5 protein-coding genes are annotated in these 4,402 nt (G+C 67.1%); 3 read left to right on the forward strand and 2 right to left on the reverse strand.

All coding sequences use genetic code 11. From position 1 onward, the window contains the following. Both AC5E6L_RS14390 and AC5E6L_RS14395 read right to left on the reverse strand, forming a co-directional pair. The coding region (locus AC5E6L_RS14390; RefSeq protein WP_491774199.1) for a twin-arginine translocation signal domain-containing protein at positions 1 to 270 on the reverse strand (270 nt) is incomplete at its 3' end. A 174-nt stretch (positions 271 to 444) separates the two neighbouring features. Continuing rightward, a complete protein-coding gene (locus AC5E6L_RS14395; RefSeq protein ID WP_491229876.1) occupies positions 445 to 1,095 on the reverse strand; it encodes a haloacid dehalogenase type II in 651 nt (216 codons plus the stop codon). A 124-nt stretch (positions 1,096 to 1,219) separates the two neighbouring features. On the opposite strand from AC5E6L_RS14395, the gene AC5E6L_RS14400 reads away from it, so the two are divergent. The 3 genes from AC5E6L_RS14400 to AC5E6L_RS14410 all read left to right on the forward strand — a co-directional run bounded on the left by AC5E6L_RS14400 (position 1,220) and on the right by AC5E6L_RS14410 (position 4,346). Further along, a complete protein-coding gene (locus AC5E6L_RS14400) occupies positions 1,220 to 2,086 on the forward strand; it encodes a branched-chain amino acid aminotransferase (protein ID WP_491774201.1) in 867 nt (288 codons plus the stop codon). Between the two features lie 140 nt (positions 2,087 to 2,226). Then, entirely contained in the window at positions 2,227 to 2,829 is a 603-nt protein-coding gene (locus tag AC5E6L_RS14405; protein WP_491229878.1) for a superoxide dismutase, read from the forward strand. Between the two features lie 263 nt (positions 2,830 to 3,092). Continuing rightward, the gene (locus AC5E6L_RS14410; RefSeq protein ID WP_491774203.1) at positions 3,093 to 4,346 is read left to right on the forward strand and encodes a YceI family protein; all 1,254 of its coding nucleotides are present in this window, start codon (positions 3,093 to 3,095) and stop codon (positions 4,344 to 4,346) included. The last annotated feature ends 56 nt before the right edge of the window (positions 4,347 to 4,402 follow it).

Here is a 4,402-nt window from a genome sequence, read left to right on the forward strand (position 1 = left end):
GCCCGTCGTGTCGCGGACGACCTGTCGCAGATAGCGCTCGGGCACGCGCCGGTAGGGGATGGCGGGAATCGTGAAGCCGCCATCGCGCTTTTGGGCATACATCACCTCGAAAGGCGGAAAGCGGGGCTCGGGTCCGAACGGCATCGCGCCGGTCGCGCCCGCAGGCGGCGGCGGGGCCTGGGGCGCCGCCGTCTGGGTGCAGGCGGCGGTGGCCGAAAGCGGCGCGACGGCCGCAAGGCGGAGAAACTGGCGGCGTGATGCGCGAATCATGACGGACCCCATGATGAAAACCCCACGCCTTGCTAGGCCACGACCGGTCCGTTGGGAATATGCGGTTGTCGCGAAACCAGCCCTTTCACGGCCCTGTGAGCGGGCTCCGGCGCGTTTGGCAAGGGGCGTTGCAAAGCGGCAACAAGGCCGCCGCGCGGTCCGGCGCATGTGCCCTCAGAGCGCTGCGAGCGTATCGATCACGCGCTTGGGCGCATAGCCGGCATATTCGTCCGGATGCCCCGCGCGGTTGATCCAGACGGCGTGGAAGCCGAACTTGGCCGCCCCGGCTATGTCCCACCGGTTCGACGACACGAACACCACCTTCTTGGCCTTACAGCCCCACGCGTCGGTGACCATACGGTAGGTCTCGGGCGCCGTCTTGAAGACCTTCACCGCATCGATCGAGAACATGTCGTCGACCAGTTCGCCCAGCCGCGCGGACGCCACGGCCGCCGCCAGCATGTCCGGCGAACCGTTCGACAGGATCGCGGTCCGCGTTCCGTCCTTGCGCAGCCGTTCGAGCGTCGCGCGCACATCGTCATAGCTGTCGAGCGTCCAGTAGGCATCGAGCAGGGCCGCGCGGAGCGCGCCATCGTCGATCCCGTTCTGGGCGAGCGCGAAATCGAGCGCTTCCTCGGTCAGCCGCCAGAAGCTTGCATAGCTGCCCATAAGCCCGCGCACCCAGGAATATTCGAGCTGCTTGGCGCGCCAGACGGCCGAGATCGCCTGCCACCGGTCGCCGAGCGCGTCGGCATGGCCGGCCATGGCCGCGTGCACGTCGAACAGCGTGCCATACGCATCGAAGACATAGCCGGTCGGCGTCATGGGAATCCATCGGTCAAGGCCCGCGCATCATCATCCAAACGCGCGCCGCGTCAAGGCGTTGACCCACATTGACGTTGGCTCCAAAAACCGGCCAAGTCGGATCGCGATCAAAAAGGAGCGACCCATGGCCACGATCCCACCCGCCCAGAGCGCAACCTGGACCCATGTCGATGGCGACTGGCACGAGGGCAACGTTGCGATCATGGGCGCGCGCACCCATGCGGTCTGGCTCGGCTCGTCCGTGTTCGACGGCGCGCGCTGGTTCGAGGGTGTTGCCCCGGACCTCGACCTGCACTGCCGGCGCGTGAACGCGTCGGCCGTCGCGCTCGGCCTGAAGCCGACCATGGATGCCGAGCGGATGGCGGCGCTGGCCCTTGAGGGCATCGGCAAGTTCGACGGCCGGACCGCGATCTACATCCGGCCGACCTACTGGGCCGAGCATGGCGGCTACATGTCGGTGCCCGCCGATCCGGCGTCCACCCGCTTCGCGCTTTGCCTGTTCGAGGCGCCGATGATCGCGCCCAAGGGCTTTTCGGTGACCGTCTCCCCGTTCCGCCGGCCGACCATCGAGACCATGCCGACCGACGCCAAGGCCGGCTGCCTTTACCCCAACAACGGCCGGGCGATCCTGGAGGCCAGGGCGCGCGGCTTCGACAATTGCCTGGTGCGCGACATGCTGGGCAATGTGTGCGAGACGGCGACCTCCAACATCTTCCTGGTCAAGGACGGCCAGGTGATGACCCCGGCGCCGAACCGCACCTTCCTGTCCGGCATCACCCGGTCGCGTATCATCGACCTTTTGTGGCAGTACGGCTTCAAGACCGTCGAAAAGACGCTGACGGTCGATGACTTTCTCGATGCCGACGAGATCTTTTCGACCGGCAACCACTCCAAGGTCGTGCCCGTCGTCCGAATCGAGGATCGGGAGTTGCAGCCCGGTCCCGTCGGCCAGAAGGCGCGCGACCTCTATTGGGAGTGGGCGCACGCCTGATCCCGGTCGCGGCGGCGTCGAAATCGGGCGGGGCGCGGTTGCCGAGCCGCCGGCTAGGGCCTAAATCACAGGCCAGGATCTGCCCGAGGCATAAAGGCCGCGCCAGCATGTCCGACCATCCGACGGAGAGGACCCCGACAATGGCTTTCGAACTGCCCGATCTGCCCTACGATTACGACGCGCTTGCCCCCTACATGTCGCGCGAGACGCTCGAATTTCACCACGACAAGCACCATCGGGCCTATGTGGCCAAGGGGAGCGAACTGGCCGCCGAGGCGGGCATGGACGGCTTGCCGCTGGAGGAGATCGTCACCCAGTCTTTCGGCAGGAATCCCGGCCTGTTCAACAATGCCGGCCAGCACTACAACCACATCCACTTCTGGAAGTGGATGAAAAAGGACGGCGGCGGCACGTCTCTGCCCGGCAAGCTGGCCGCCGCCATCGACCGCGATCTTGGCGGCTATGACAGGTTCAAGGCCGATTTCATCGCCGCTGGCGTCGGCCAGTTCGGCTCCGGCTGGGCCTGGATCGCCGTCAAGGACGGCAAGCTGGAAATCATGAAGACGCCCAACGGCGAAAGCCCGCTCGTGCACGGCGCCGCGCCCATCCTTGGCGTCGATGTGTGGGAGCATTCCTACTATATCGACTATCGCAACGCCCGGCCGAAATATCTCGAAGCGTTCGTCGACAGCCTCGTCGACTGGGACTACGTGCTGGAAATGTACGAGGCCGCCACCTCGTAAGCGTCCGGCACCCGCGAACGCGCTTGAAAGGCCCGGCCGGCGCGCCGGGCCTTTTGCTTGCGCTTCTAAGGGCATCTCCCCGATCCGCCGGCCGCGGGCCATGTCGACCGGCGGACCGTGCCCGCGATCGCGTCTCATCAAGCGTGCGGCGCGGCGGCGTCCACCGGCGACGAACGCCTTGTCAAACGATTGGCGGCTGTTTCCGCGTTCGCAAAAGGTTTATCTCCGAAACGGTTGCGGGCACCGCCGCCGGGGAGACGTGCATGCTGTTGATGAACACGCGCGAACGCTATGGCCTTGTCGCGCAGCTCTTTCATTGGGTGACGGCCAGCCTGATCCTGGTCCTCGTTCCGCTCGGCCTCGTCATGGTGTGGCTGCCGATCGACACGGACGGGGCCGTATCCCTGAAGGTGTGGCTCTACAGTCTCCACAAGACGCTTGGCGTGACCGCTCTTGCGGTGGCGCTGGCGCGGATTGCCTGGGCGCTCGTCTGCGTGCGCCCCCGGCCGCTGCATCCCGAACGCCGCGCCGAGACGCTGGCGGCCGACACGGTTCACTGGCTGCTCTATGCCGGCATCGTCCTGGCGCCCGTCACGGGCCTTTTGCACCATTACGCGACGATCGGATTTGCGCCGATCTGGTGGCCGCTGCCGCAGGATGTGCCGTTCGTGCCGAAGAACGAGCCGCTGAGCATCGTCTTCAAATGGCTCCACTGGGGCAGCGCGCTGATGATCGTCGTCTCGCTCGGCGCCCATATCGCCGGCGCGCTGAAGCACCTGGTCGTCGACCGCGACGAGACCCTCGCAAGGATGGTTCCCGGCGCCAAATGCGACCCGAAGGTGACAGGGCGCGCGCACCATCGCCGCGCGCCCGCGCTGCTCGCCACGGGCATCGTGGCGGCGATGCTGTCGGCCAGCGCCGGCTATGCGACGGTCCGCAATGTCCAGTCGCCGCAATCGCAGGCCCTGCTCGCGCAGGCCGGAACGGCGGCGGGCGCCGGCGCCGCCCGTTGGGCGGTCGATCACGATGCGAGCCGCCTGGGCATCACGGTCGTGCAACTGGGCAGCCCCGTCGACGGCGCCTTCGGCGCCTGGGACGCCGATATCGTTTTCGATCCGGACGATCCGGAGGGCGCCCGGGTGACCGCCCTCATCGACATTGCGAGCCTGACGCTTGGCACCGTTTCGGGCCAGGCGGTCGGCGCCGACTTCCTGGATGCGCCGAACCATCCGCGGGCACGGTTCGTTGCCGAAGGCTTCAAGGCGCTGGACGATACCGCCACCGCCTTCGAGGCCGAGGGCACCCTGACCATCCGTGGCGTCGAACGGCCTTTCCTCCTGCCGTTCGACCTTGCAATCGACGGCGACCGTGCGGTCATGAGCGCGACTGTCACCGTCAATCGCATCGATTTCGGCGTGGGCGCCCAAAGCCAGCCAACCGAGGCCACCGTTGCGTTCGGTGTCGACGTGGCGATCGAGCTGGCCGCCGATCGCCTGTCGCCGGCCGACGGGAGCTGACGGCGGGCGCATGGAAAAGCGCCGCGCCGTGTCGTTCACGGCGCGGCGCAGCCACA

The sequence above is a fragment of the Roseitalea sp. genome (assembly GCF_984466335.1).